This window comes from Streptomyces sp. NPDC033136 (genome assembly GCF_055578235.1).
The window spans coordinates 174,744-186,718 of record NZ_JBVIPD010000007.1; the positions used below are offsets into that span (position 1 = coordinate 174,744).

The 11,975-nt window shown below is 72.7% G+C and carries 10 protein-coding genes and 3 pseudogenes; 8 read left to right on the plus strand and 5 right to left on the minus strand.

Annotation, left to right across the window (positions count from 1 at the left end; translation table 11 throughout):
• Positions 1 to 80 precede the first annotated feature (80 nt).
• The 7 genes and pseudogenes from ACZ5TL_RS15825 (at position 81) to ACZ5TL_RS15855 (ending at position 5,185) form a co-directional block, all read left to right on the plus strand.
• Complete coding sequence (locus ACZ5TL_RS15825) at positions 81 to 338, plus strand: ArsR/SmtB family transcription factor (RefSeq protein WP_468590253.1); 258 nt, start codon at positions 81 to 83, stop codon at positions 336 to 338.
• A gap of 38 nt (positions 339 to 376) precedes the next feature.
• Positions 377 to 739, plus strand: a pseudogene (locus ACZ5TL_RS15830) (SMP-30/gluconolactonase/LRE family protein); the annotation flags it as partial.
• Between the two features lie 245 nt (positions 740 to 984).
• A complete protein-coding gene (locus ACZ5TL_RS15835) occupies positions 985 to 1,821 on the plus strand; it encodes an undecaprenyl-diphosphate phosphatase (protein ID WP_468590254.1) in 837 nt (278 codons plus the stop codon).
• 174 nt (positions 1,822 to 1,995) lie between these two features.
• Complete coding sequence (locus ACZ5TL_RS15840) at positions 1,996 to 2,673, plus strand: FadR/GntR family transcriptional regulator (RefSeq protein WP_468590256.1); 678 nt, start codon at positions 1,996 to 1,998, stop codon at positions 2,671 to 2,673.
• 128 nt (positions 2,674 to 2,801) lie between these two features.
• Positions 2,802 to 3,812: an asparaginase gene (locus ACZ5TL_RS15845; RefSeq protein ID WP_468590524.1), complete on the plus strand. Its 1,011-nt coding sequence runs from the start codon at positions 2,802 to 2,804 to the stop codon at positions 3,810 to 3,812.
• A 110-nt stretch (positions 3,813 to 3,922) separates the two neighbouring features.
• Positions 3,923 to 4,130: pseudogene (locus ACZ5TL_RS15850) on the plus strand (lyase family protein); the annotation flags it as partial.
• A gap of 131 nt (positions 4,131 to 4,261) precedes the next feature.
• Complete coding sequence (locus ACZ5TL_RS15855; protein ID WP_468590258.1) at positions 4,262 to 5,185, plus strand: glutaminase; 924 nt, start codon at positions 4,262 to 4,264, stop codon at positions 5,183 to 5,185.
• A gap of 154 nt (positions 5,186 to 5,339) precedes the next feature.
• Here the strand turns inward: ACZ5TL_RS15855 and ACZ5TL_RS15860 are convergent, their stop codons facing one another.
• The 3 genes and pseudogenes from ACZ5TL_RS15860 to ACZ5TL_RS15870 form a co-directional block, all read right to left on the minus strand.
• Positions 5,340 to 6,518, minus strand: coding sequence for a D-alanyl-D-alanine carboxypeptidase family protein (locus ACZ5TL_RS15860; RefSeq protein ID WP_468590259.1), 1,179 nt, complete (start codon positions 6,516 to 6,518; stop codon positions 5,340 to 5,342).
• Between the two features lie 95 nt (positions 6,519 to 6,613).
• Entirely contained in the window at positions 6,614 to 7,756 is a 1,143-nt protein-coding gene (rho, locus tag ACZ5TL_RS15865) for a transcription termination factor Rho (RefSeq protein WP_468590260.1), read from the minus strand.
• 251 nt (positions 7,757 to 8,007) lie between these two features.
• Positions 8,008 to 8,721: pseudogene (locus tag ACZ5TL_RS15870) on the minus strand (class I SAM-dependent methyltransferase); the annotation flags it as partial.
• Between the two features lie 45 nt (positions 8,722 to 8,766).
• Between ACZ5TL_RS15870 and ACZ5TL_RS15875 the strand changes: the two are divergent.
• On the plus strand, positions 8,767 to 9,492 hold the full coding sequence (locus ACZ5TL_RS15875; RefSeq protein ID WP_468590262.1) for a class I SAM-dependent methyltransferase: 726 nt from the start codon (positions 8,767 to 8,769) through the stop codon (positions 9,490 to 9,492).
• 31 nt (positions 9,493 to 9,523) lie between these two features.
• Here ACZ5TL_RS15875 and ACZ5TL_RS15880 read toward each other — a convergent pair whose 3' ends face one another.
• Together ACZ5TL_RS15880 and ACZ5TL_RS15885 are read right to left on the minus strand one after the other, a co-directional pair.
• On the minus strand, positions 9,524 to 10,720 hold the full coding sequence (locus ACZ5TL_RS15880; RefSeq protein WP_468590263.1) for a serine hydrolase domain-containing protein: 1,197 nt from the start codon (positions 10,718 to 10,720) through the stop codon (positions 9,524 to 9,526).
• Between the two features lie 114 nt (positions 10,721 to 10,834).
• Positions 10,835 to 11,803 (minus strand): acetylxylan esterase, encoded by a 969-nt coding sequence (locus tag ACZ5TL_RS15885; RefSeq protein ID WP_468590264.1) that lies wholly within the window; start codon positions 11,801 to 11,803, stop codon positions 10,835 to 10,837.
• Positions 11,804 to 11,975: the final 172 nt, after the last annotated feature.

Genomic DNA, 11,975 nt, shown 5'->3' on the forward strand with positions numbered 1-11,975 from the left:
AGTGCCGGACGCGGCGGGTTCGACTGCGAGACAGTGGGAAGACGCGGCAAGAGGGCGAAGCCGCGAGGCAGGGGCACGACATGCTGAGGACTCCCACCGACGAGACACGGCTGCGCATCCTGGCCTGGCTGAAGGAACCGGGCCCCGCCGCGGACGGGGTCACCGCGGACGCCGTCGCCGAGCGGTTCTCGCTGACCCGCCCGGCCGCCGCCACCCATCTCCGCCTGCTCGCGGCCACCGGCATGCTGCGCACCAGCCGTTCCGCGGGCCGCGTGCGCTACCACCGTGACGACATGCGGATCGCCGAGGTCGCCCGGATGTTTGAAAAGGGCTGGTAGGCGACCCGGTACGGCGTATCCCTCCGGCGGTGCCCCTCCAGAGCGAGCCGTTCGCCGAGGACCTCCCGGGCATGCCCGACAACCTCTGGCGCGGCGCGCCGGACGGACCGATCTGGGTCGCGCTCGCCGGCCCCCGGGTTCCCGTCCTCGACCTGCTCCACCGCGGCGCACCCGCCGTCCGTGGCGCCGCCGCCCGGGCGGCCCTACGCGCCCCGTTCCGGCCCGCCGGCACGATCGCCGTACTGGCCTTCGACGACGCGGGCCGCGTCCTCCACCACCTCGCCCGCCGCCGCTCCGGCTACCGCATGGTCACCAGCGTCTGCGAAGCGGGCGGCCACCTGATCCTGGGCAGTGTCCGGGAGCGGGGCGTGGCGGTCTGCGAACCACCCGCCGGGAATTGACGCGCATCCCGGTCGAAACGGACACGCAGGGTAAGGAATCGTTGTGAACCGCTGCCGCCCGCCCCGGGTGTGCGCGAAGCCCTGACGACTGACCGGGCCGTCTCCCACCGGGTGTTGCGGCCGGCGGAGGCGGGGGAGAGGGCGTTCGCGGGGGCAGCGCTCGCGCGCGGGTGAGATCCGCTCTCGTCCGCGTGGAGTAGGACTGGCTCCTCCGCTCCCGCCCTTCCCGAGCAGAACTGGATCCCATGAGCGTCATCAGTGTCGGTCAGGCCGTCGTTCTCGGAGCCGTCGAGGGGGTGACCGAGTTCCTGCCGGTCTCCTCCACCGGCCATCTGAAGATCGTCGAGGGGCTCATGGGCATCCCCGTCGACGACCACGCCGTGGTCGGGTTCTCCGCCGTCATCCAGGTCGGCGCGATCGCCGCGGTGCTCGTGTACTTCTTCAAGGACATCGTGCGGATCGTCTCCGCGTGGCTCCGGGGGCTCACCGACCGCGAGGAGCGGCACCACCGCGACTACAGGTTCGCCTGGTGGGTCATCTGCGCCACCGTCCCCATCGTCGCCGTCGGACTCGCCGCCAAGCCGCTCATCGAGGGCCCGCTCGCCTCGCTCTGGGTGGTGGCCGGCTCGCTGCTCGCCGGCAGCGGCCTGATGTGGGCGGCGGACCAGACGGGCCGGCACAAGCGCGGCGAGGACGACACCTCGTTCAGGGACGCCATGCTCGTCGGCAGCTCCCAGATCCTCGCCCTGCTCTTCCCCGGCTTCTCCCGCTCGGGCGCCACCATGTCCACGGCGCTCGTCCTCGACCTGGACCGCGTCGCCGCCACCCGGCTCTCCTTCTTCCTCGGCATCCCCGCCCTGACCGGCGCCGGCCTCTACGAACTCAAGGACGCCCTGGGTGCCGGCGTGGGCGTCGTCCCCCTCGTCGTGGGTACGGCCGTCTCCTTCGTCGTGGCCTACGCCTCCGTCGCCTGGCTGCTGCAGTTCGTCGCCAAGCACTCCTTCAACGCCTTCGTGATCTACCGGATCGTGGTGGGAGTCCTGCTGTTCGGCCTGCTCGGCGCGGGTGTGCTGCACAGCTGACCGGTCGCGGGCAGCAGGGGCGGGGCGGGGGCGGGGTGCCCGTACGCGGGCCTACGGCTCGCTGAACGTTCCGTGGCGGCTCCTTGACAGCGGCCTCCCGCGCCCCGCAGGATCACCTCCGTGAACCTGTCAGACAGCCGGACAGCCGGACAGCCCGTGCGTCGCGTCAGTGCCATGGAAGCGGTGCTGGCGTATCTGCGCGGTGCCATCGAGCGCGGCGACTACGCCATCGGCGACAAGCTCCCCTCGGAGGCGGAGCTGTGCCGCACCCTGGAGGTCTCCCGGCCCGTGCTGCGCGAGGCGCTCAGGGCGCTGCAGACCATGGGTCTGACCGTCTCCAGGACCGGCAAGGGCACCTTCGTCGTCGCCAGTGCCGTCGAGGACCCCACCTTCGGCGACTACTCGGCCAGCGACCTGCTGGAGGTGCGCCGCCACGTCGAGATCCCGGTCGCCGGGTACGCGGCCCGGCGCCGCACCCCGGAGAACCTCGACCACCTGGCCCACCTCCTGGACCGGATGGAACGGGAGACGGACACCACCGCCTGGGTCGCCATGGACACACTGTTCCACCTCGCCGTGGCCGAGGCCGCCCAGAACCCGGTCTTCCGCCGGGTCATCGAGGAGATCCGGGACGCGCTGGCCCGCCAGTCCGCGTTCCTCAACGAGCTGGGCGGCCGCCGCGAGCAGTCCAACCGCGAGCACCGGGCGATCGTCGAGGCGCTGACCGACGGTTCCGAGAACGACGCGGTGGAGGCGATGGCCCACCACCTCGACCGCGTCGAGACGACCCTCACCGACATCGTCCGTTCCCCGCGCACGGACACCCCCACGGAAGGCGGCCCCGAGGCGTGAGCGAGCAGTCCCTGCACGAAGGCGTGCAGAAACGTTCCGGCCATGTCGAACCAAGGCCCCGTCGGGCGCATGTCCACCACCGGATCCGGCGCGTGACGGACGCGCCGTTCCACGAGAAGCAGGCAGTGATGCTCAGCAGTTCCCGCGCGGACGCACCCCTGGTCCGTGAACCCGTCCACGCCCCCGTCGCCCACCTCATACGCGGTGGAATCGTCGAGGGCATCCACTACGGCTCCGTTGTCGTCCTCGGCGCCGACGGAGAGGTCCAGCTCCAGACCGGAGACATCGAGGCCGCCTTCTACCCCCGCTCCGCGATCAAGCCCGTCCAGGCCGTGGCCATGGTCCGGGCCGGGCTCCCGCTCGACGGCGAACTGCTGTCGCTGACCGCGGCCAGTCACTCCGGCGAGGAACGCCACCTCGCCGGCACCCGGCGCATCCTCGAACTCGCCGGGCTCACCGAGGGCCACCTGCGCAACGTCCCGGACCTGCCCTTCGGCCCGGTGGTCCGGGACGCCTGGGTGCGCGAGGGCAGGCCTCCCTCACGGCTCGCCCAGAACTGCTCGGGCAAGCACGCGGCGATGCTCTACGCCTGCGCCCTCAACGGCTGGCCGCTGGCGAACTACCTCGACCCCGACCACCCGCTCCAGCAGGCCATCGCCGAGGTCGTCGAGGACCTCACCGGACAGCGCATCGCCCAGGTCACCGTCGACGGCTGCGGCGCGCCCCTGTTCTCCCTCTCCCTGCACGGCCTCGCCCGGGCCACCGCCCGGATCGCCACCGCCGCGCCGGGCACGCCCGAGGCCCGGGTCGCCGACGCGATGCGCGAGCACGCCGAGATGGCCTCCGGCTCCGGCCGGGACGTCGCCGTGCTGATGCGGGCCGTGCCCGGGCTGCTCACCAAGGACGGCTTCGAGGGCGTGCAGGTCGCCGCGCTCCCGGATGGCCGGGCCGTGGCGGTGAAGATCGCCGATGGGGCGAACCGGGCGCGAGTGCCGGTTGCCGCGGCGGCCCTGGCCAGGGCGGGCGTCGACGCGGAGCTGCTCACCGAGTTCGCGGGCGAAGCGCTGCTCGGGGGTGGGGAACCGGTGGGGTGCGTGCGGCCGGTCCGCGCGCTGGATCCCCTTGCGGTGCCCTGCTGACGCGTAGGCCGGATTCGTAGGCCCGCTTCCACGAGGACTGCGGGTCGCCGGCGGTCTGCCGGCCGTCCGTGGCCGATCGCGCAGTTCCCCGCGCCCCTTCGGGGGCGCTCGCCAACGAGGTCGTGGCGAACCGGGCGCTGGAACTGCTGGGCCACGCCAAGGCGAGTACCGGGACCTGCACCCGAACGAGGACGTCAACCTCAGCCAGTCCACCAACGACGTCTACCCCACCGCCGTCAAGGCCGCGACGGTGTTCCGGTGCGCGGGCCGCTCACCGCGATGTCCGTGCCGCGAGACGCGTTCGCCCACGAACTGGTCCTGGAGAAGGGCCTGTTGCCGGCCGGACAGGCTCGCCGGTCTGCTGCGCCCCGAGGTCCTGGCCGGCAGCGGCCCGGCGCGTGCCTGACCTGCGCGTAGGCACCGGGACTGGCAGGGGGACAATAGTGATCATGACGTCGACGACGACCTTCCAGCCGGTCCTGGAACTCATTGCCGAGGAGATCGAACGGACACCCGGCCGCGGCCGGCCCGCCGGCTACATCCCGGCGCTCGCCGTTTGCGATCCACGCCGCTTCGGCATGGCCGTCGCCGAGCTCGACGGCACGGTGTACGGCGTGGGGGACTGGCGGCAGCCGTTCTCCACGCAGTCGATCACGAAGGTCTTCACCCTCGCCCTGGGCCTCGCCCGCGAGGGCGACGCCCTCTGGGAGCACGTGGGGCGCGAGCCCTCCGGCAACCCCTTCAACTCCCTGGTCCAGCTGGAGTACGAGAACGGCATCCCGCGCAACCCGTTCATCAACGCGGGCGCGCTCGTCGTCACCGACCGGCTGCACACCCGCACCGGTGACGCCTCGGGCGAACTGCTGGCGTTCCTGAGGGCCGAGAGCGGCAATCCGGAGCTGACCTTCGACCAGGAGGTCGCCGCCTCCGAGAGCGCACACGGCGACCGCAACGCCGCGCTCGGCCACTTCATGGCGTCGTACGGCAACATCGACAACCCCGTGCCGACGCTCCTTGACGAGTACTTCCGCCAGTGCTCCCTCTCCGCCTCCTGTGCCGACCTCGCGCTCGCCACGACCTTCCTCGCCCGGCACGGCATCCGGGCCGACGGCACCCGGCTGCTCACCCGCAGCCAGGCCAAGCAGATCAACGCGATTATGCTGACCTGCGGCACGTACGACGCGGCGGGCGACTTCGCCTACCGCGTGGGCCTTCCCGGCAAGAGCGGCGTGGGCGGCGGCATCATCGCGGTGGTCCCGGGCCGCTGCACGCTGTGCGTATGGGGCCCGGGCCTGGACGAGCGGGGCAATTCGGTGGCGGGTGTGGCGGCCCTGGACAGATTCACGACGCTGACCGGGCTGTCGGTGTTCTGACAGAATTTCCCGGCAGGGCCCGCTGTGCTGCGTCAGCGGCGCGGAGAACCACGCGCCAAGCCACGACGCGCCCGCAACCCGCGCGCCACCGACCCCGTTGGATCACCCTGGGCCTGTTGCTGTTGCTGTTGCTGTTGTTGTTGCTGCCTGCCGCTCAGCTCCGTCCGGGCCTGCGGACCGGAAGCCGCAGCACCAGCACCACGACCGCCACGCCCAGCCCGGCGGCACCCGCGACCAGACCCGCCGTCGACCAGGCGGACCCCGCGGCCTCCTGCGGCACGGCCGCCGCGACCGCGGGCGGTGTCGTCGTGTCCGGCCGCGCGGGGGTCCGGGACGCGACGAGCGAGCCCACCGGGTCGACGCTCCCGGCCGACCTGAACGCCCAGTCCAGAAGCGAGCGCGCCTCCTCGTACACGGCGGACCCGCCGCCCTCCTGAGGGTTCATCACCGTGACGACGAGGGTGCGCCCGTCCCGGCGCGCCGCCGCGACGAGCGTGCTGCCGGCCTTGCTGGTGTAGCCGTTCTTGATGCCGATGAGCCCCGGGTACGGTTTCACCCCCCGGGCGCCACTCAGCAGCCGGTTGGTGTTGCGGATCGGGTACGACCAACCGCCGCCGCCGGGAAACCTTGCCTCGACCGTGGCGCAGTACCGGGCGAAGTCGGGGTTGCGCAGCCCCACGGCACCGAAGATGGCCAGGTCGTACGCCGACGACACCTGGCCCGGGGCGTCGTAGCCGTCCGGTGAGACCACGCGCGTGTCGAGGGCGCCGAGCGACCGGGCCTTGGCCTGCATCCGTTCCGCGGTGGCCCGCCAGCCGCCGTTGAGTTCGGCCAGGACGTGCACGGCGTCGTTGCCGGAGTTGAGGAAGACCCCGCGCCACAGGTCGGCGACCCGGTACGTACGGCCCTCGGCGACTCCGACCAGACTGCTGCCGGCACCGATGCCCCTCAGCTCCCGCTCGCGGACCGTGTGCCGGATGCCCGCCGGCAGCGAGGGCAGCACGGTGAGGGCGAACAGCGTCTTCAGGGTGCTGGCCGGGGGCAGCCTGCGGTGCGCGTTGCGGGCGGCGAGCACCTCGCCGGTGCGGGCGTCGGCCACCAGCCAGGACAGGGCGGAGACCTTGGGGACACGGGGCGCCCCGGCGCGCGGCCGGACCTGCAGACCCGGGCGGTGCAGCAGCGAGGGGTGCGGGGCGGCAGCCTTGGGCCCGGCCGGCGGACTGGCCTCCGCCCGGTCGGGGTCGGCTGCCGCGGCGGACGTCACAGCCAGGAGGCCTGCCGCACAGAAGGCACAGGCCGACACGGCCACCCGGGAAGAGAATCCGTGGATCATATGATCAACGTAGGAATGGGTGGGCTGTGGACGGCGACGACCGGGCCGGACATCACGCGCGAGCACCCGGATGCCGCACGGCGACCGTCCGGACGTCACTCCGCCGACGGCAGCGTCGGCTGGACGCGCCGCAGGAACGCCGCGTTGTCCGGCGTCTCACGCATCCGCTCCAGGAGGGTCTCCAGACCGCCCTGTGCGTCGCGGCCCCGGAGCACCCGTCGCAGCCCGTGGGTGGCGGCCAACTCGGCCGGAGACAGCAGGAGTTCCTCGCGGCGGGTGCCGGATGTGGTGATGTCGACGGCAGGGAACACGCGGCGGGACGCCGGGTCCCGGCTCAGGCGCAGTTCCATGTTGCCGGTGCTCTTCAGCTCCTCGAAGTAGAAGTCGTCGGCCCGGGAGCCGGTCTCCACCAGGGCGGTCGCGAGGATCGTGAGGGAGCCGCCCTCCTCGGCCGACCGGGCGGCACCGAAGAACCGCTTGGGGCCGGTCAGCGCCGACGCGTCCACGCCGCCGGTGAGGATGCGGCCACCGGAAGCGGCCGCGTTGTTGTGCGCCCGGCACAGCCGGGTCAGCGAGTCGAGGAGGACGACGACGTCCTCACCGGCCTCGACGAGCCGCTTGGCCCGCTCGATCACGAGCTCGGCGAGCGCGATGTGCTGCTTCGCGCCGCGGTCGAAGGTCGAGGCGTAGACCTCGCCCCGCACGCCGCGCCGCATGTCGGTGACCTCCTCGGGCCGCTCGTCGAGCAGCAGCATCATCAGCCGGCACTCGGGATGGTTGCCGGTGACGGCGGCCGCGAGCTGCTGGAGGAGGACGGTCTTTCCGGTCTTGGGCGGGGCCACGAGGAGCCCGCGCTGACCCTTGCCGACCGGCGCGATCAGGTCGACGACCCGGCCGGCGAGACCGGACGCCGGGTGTTCGAGGCGCAACCGCTGGTGCGGATGCAGGGGCGTCAGGTCCCGGAAGTGCCGGCGCCCGCGCAGCTTGGCGGGCGCACGGCCGTCGGCCCGTACGACGTCGGTGAGGCCGCGCCGGTCGCCCAGGGTGCCTTCGACGAGGTCGCCCTTGCGCAGGCCGTGGCGGCGGATCAGGGCGGCGGAGACCGCGGGGTCGGTGGGTGCGGGCAGGCAGTTCTCGCCGCGCAGGTGCCCCTTCCCGCTCGCGTCGATGTCGAGGACGCCGAGGGCGGTCCGGGTCTCGGACCGCTGAACGGGTGGGGTGTCGAGTGTGGTGGTCATGGTGAGGTGTCCTTTCACGGACGGCAGGCATGAGACATGCGAGGGGAAGGGGGGAAGAGCCGCAAGGGGAGGGCCTGGGGCACGTCTCCGGCGGCGGGGGAACAGCACCGCGGGTGAGGCAGAGCACGTCAGGGTGCTGGAAGGGAAAGGGAGAAACAGAAGGAACCGCACCGGCGCCCACGGAATGGGGCGTACACGAGTGCTGTCCGCAGGCTACCACCCGACGGGGCGCCGGGGGAGGGGGATGAGCGTCAGCGCGTGGCCAGCAGCCCGTACAGCAGGGGAATCCGCGGCTCGGGCAGCTGCCACCAGCCGTGCTGCGTACGCACCATCCGCGGCCGGCGCGGCCACGGCGGCTCGTCGCCTTCGCGCAGGCGGCGCACGGCCAGTCCTGCTCCGGTCAACGCGTTGACGGCCTCGCCTATTCCGCGCATCCACTCGTAACTGTCCGTGGCACCCTCGGCGGCTGGGCTGTCGGTGTACGTGTGCGTCGCGTCCCGGTGCACGGGACCGGCGCTGCCCAGACAGCCGTGGCGCAGGATCAGCTCCGGACCCTCGTCCGGGCGGCTTCGAGCCGAGCGAGTTGAGCAGGAGGTGGAACTCGACAACGTACAACCGCCCGCCCGGCCTCAGGAGTTGCCCGATGATCCCCGCCCACCGGTCGAGGTCGGGCAGGTAATACAGGGCGCCCTTGCCGGTGTGGACGACGTCGAAGCGCCGCCCGTCGAGGGCCTCGACGGCGTCGTAGCGCACGTACGTCACCGCCGCGCCGGCCTGCGCGACGATGCCGGCCGCGGCCGCCACGGACGCCTCGGAGAAGTCGAGGCCGACGGCCCGGGCGCCGCGCCGGGCGAAGGCGATGGCCTCCGTGCCGAGATGGCACTGGAGGTGCAGCACGTCACGCCCCGCCGGCTCGCCGAGGTCCCCCACCCGAACGAGGCGAACCAGCGCTCGGGGCCGAGGTCGCGTACGCACGATCCTGCAGCAGCGCGCTCCCCTAGGCTGAGCCGATGTTCAGCCCCGAAGGTCCCACCCTGCGCGAGCTCGCCGTCCAGGCACTGTCTTCCGTCGAACGCGGCTACGACCTGCTCGCGCCGAAGTTCGACCACACTCCCTTCCGGACACCCGACGCGGTCCTCGACGCCGTCGGGTCGGCGCTGCGGCGGATGGGGCCCTTCGACGCCGGGCTCGACCTGTGCTGCGGCACGGGTGCGGGTGCCGGCGTGCTGGCGGGGGTGTGCCGGGAGCGGGTCACCGGCGTCGACTTCAGCGCCGGCATGCTCGACGTCGCACGGGAGCGGGTCCGGCCCACGGGGCCGCCGGTCTCCTGGGTCCGGGCCGACGCCCGCGCCCTGCCCTTCGCGCCCGCCTTCGACCTGGTCGTGAGTTTCGGCGCCTTCGGGCATTTCCTGCCCCGCGAACTGCCCGGGCTGTTCGCGCAGGTCCGCTCCGTCCTGAGGCCGGGCGGCTGCTTCGCGTTCCCGCTGGTCGCACCGCCCAGGACGGGCTCGCTCGGCTTCTGGACGCTGCTCGGCTTCGACACCGTGATGCGGGTGCGCAACGCGCTCTGGAGGCCACCGTTCGTCATGTACTACCGCACGTTCCGCCTCGGAGAGGTGCGCGCAGAACTCGCCCGGGCCGGCTTCCGGGTGGAGCTCCACGCGCTGCCGGAGTTCGGGCGGCGCCCGGACGGCAGCCCGAGGGTGCGCCTGGTCGTCGCCAGGACTCCGAACTAGTGGCAGCGCGGGAAGTCCAGCAGATCGTCGTTCACAGCGCGCTGTACACGGCGTCGACCAGCGCCATCTTCCGCGGGTCGTTGGCGATGTGCGGCCCCATGCGGTTCATCGTGTAGCCCAGGGACACCTCCGCCTCCGGGTCGGCGAGCCCGCAGGAGCCACCGAAGCCGTCGTGTCCGAAAGCGCGCGGATTCGGCCCGTACCAGCCGTCGGGCCCGCTGAGCCACAGTCCGAGCGCCACCTCCGTCTCGCCCGCGAACCCGGCGCCGAGCACCAGGTCCCGGCAGCTGCCCTGCCCCTCGCGCACCCGCTCGGCCGCCTCGGGCGACAGCAGGCGCAGGCCCCCGTACTCACCGCGCCCCGCGAAGACGTCGTACAGCTCGGCCACCGCACGCGCGGTGCCGTGCCCGTTCGCCGCGGGGATCTCGGCGGCCCGCCAGCCGGGGGTGTTGGCCCCGTCGGCCGAGACCGGCGGGTTGGTCAGCGCCGCGATCGCGGCGGGCGCCAACTGGGCGAAGACGGCGGCCTGCCGGCCGCCCGCCTCGACCGGCGGCTGGACCAGCTCCGCCACCCGGCCGGAGTCCTTCTCCGGCAGCCCGATGCGGAAGTCGATCCCGAGCGGCCCGGTCACCTCCCGATCCAGGAAGGCTCCAGGCCGCAGCCCCGACACCCGCCGGACGACCTCGCCGACCAGATGACCGTACGTCAGCGCGTGATAGCCGGACCGGGTGCCCGGTTCCCACCAGGGCTCCGTGGCCGCGAGCCGCTGTGTGGTCAGTTCCCAGTCGCAGAGCTGCTCCAGCGAGTGCGGCTCGCGCAGCCCGGCCAGACCGGCGCGATGGGACAGCAGATGCCGTACGAGGACCTTCTCCTTGCCCCCCGCGGCGAACTCGGGCCAGTACAGGGCCACCGGCGCGTCCAGGTCCAGCAGCCCCCGGTCGGCGAGGATGTGCGCGCACAGCGCCACCGGTCCCTTGGTCGTGGACCACACGTTGACCAGCGTGTCCCGCTCCCATGGCCGGGTGCGCGCCGCGTCGGCCCAGCCGCCCCACAGGTCCACCACCGTCCTGCCGCCGACGGTGACGGCCACCGCCGCGCCGAGCTCGTCCCGTTCGCGGAAGTTCTCCTCGAACGCCCTGCGGACCGCGCTGAAGCGCGGGTCGCAATGACCGTGTACCGGTGCTTGGTTCCCGAATGCCTGGTTCCCGGATGACTCGTTCTCGGACATGAGCCCACCCCTCCGCCACGTCTGCGGCCCGGGCCGCCGTGTCGCGGCCCGGGCGCGAAGAACGTACCGACTGGTCGGACCAAGAAGGAAGCCCGTCGGCGGTGAACGGCCGGATCAGGTGTACGAACGCATCCAGCGCAGCTTGGCCGCCTGCTGGAAGGGGCCGCCGCCCTCATGGTCGTTGAAGTCGTAGACCTCGATCGTCTTGTCCTCGTGGCTCCACGCGTTGAAGGCCGCGAAGACCGTGGAGGGCGGGCACGTCTGGTCCTCCAGGGCGGCCGAGAAGAGCGCGGGGGCGCCGCCGCGGGCGGCGAAGTGGACGCCGTCGAAGTAGGACAGCGTGCGCAGGGCCTCCTCGGTGCGGCCGCGATGCGTCTTGAGGTAGAGGCCGATCTCCCGGTACGGGTGACGGTCCGTGAGCGTCGCCGCGCGCGGGAAGTCGCACAGGAACGGCACGTCCGGCGCGATCCCCGCCAGGTCGGGGACCAGCCCCCCGACCGCGATCGTGATGCCGCCGCCCTGGCTCCCGCCGACCGCCACCGTGCGCCCCGGGTCGGTGAGGGGGTGCGAGCGGGCAGCCTCCACGGCACGTACCGCGTCCGTGAACACCCGGCGGTAGTAGTAGTGGTCCGGAGCGTCGATGCCGCGCGTCATGAACCCGGGGTACGCGGGCGCGCCCCCCACCGGGTCCGCCGTGCCGCCGCCCCCGCCCCAGGCGCTGCCCTGCCCGCGGGTGTCCATCACGAAGTGCGCCCGGCCCGAGGACGCCCACAGCAGGTGCTCGTGCGGCAGCCCGCGCCCTCCGCCGTAGCCGATGAACTCCACGACCAGCGGCAGTGGGCCGTCCGCCCCGGCCGGCAGCGTCAGCCAGCCCTTCACCGGATGACCGCCGAAACCGGCGAACGTCACGTCGAACACCCGCAGCGTGGACAGGCCCGTGTCGACCGGTTCGAAGCGGGCGTCCAGGTCGTGCTCGCGTGCCTCCTCGAGCGTCTTGGACCAGAACGCGTCGAAGTCCTCGGGCTCGGTGGACGCACTGCGGTACTCGCGGAGTTCGTCGAGAGGAAGGTCGAACAGGGCCATGCAGGACCACCTTGGGTGAGGAACGTCTGCGGGGACAACGATGATCAGCCTACGTGGGTGGTCGGAGGACTGGCCAGGTCTTTGTCAGCCCAAGTCCGGTACTTCAGCCGCCCGGGACGGCTGAAGTGCTGGTCAAGTGCGTGCGGAAAGGGAGGCGGCCGACTTCGGCGAG